Annotated in this window: 1 pseudogene; it reads left to right on the forward strand. The window is 67.6% G+C overall.

Features of this window, described 5'->3' with window-relative positions:
• A pseudogene (locus TW83_RS16910) lies at positions 1–364 on the forward strand (sugar ABC transporter ATP-binding protein); the annotation flags it as partial.

Genomic DNA, 364 nt, shown 5'->3' on the forward strand with positions numbered 1-364 from the left:
TCCTGGACGAACCCACCGCGACCCTGACCCCGTCTGAGACCGAACACCTGTTCAAGGTCATGCGCGAACTGCGCGCCGCCGGGGTGGCCATCGTTTTCATCTCGCACCACCTGGACGAGATCTTCGAGATCTGCGACCGCATCACCGTGCTGCGCGACGGCGAATATGTCGGCAGCACCGATGTCGCCGACGTCACCATCGACCGCCTGGTCGAGATGATGGTCGGCCGCCGCATCGAGAACAGCTTTCCCCCCAAGCCCGCCCGCGACCCCGCGGCCCCCGTCGTGCTGGAGGCGGTCGAGGTGCAGTTGCGTCGCGGCGGCCCGGTGTCGTCCTTTCAGCTGCGCGCCGGAGAGATCCTGGG

This window comes from Paracoccus sp. S4493, assembly GCF_000967735.1.
Lineage (GTDB): Bacteria > Pseudomonadota > Alphaproteobacteria > Rhodobacterales > Rhodobacteraceae > Paracoccus > Paracoccus marcusii.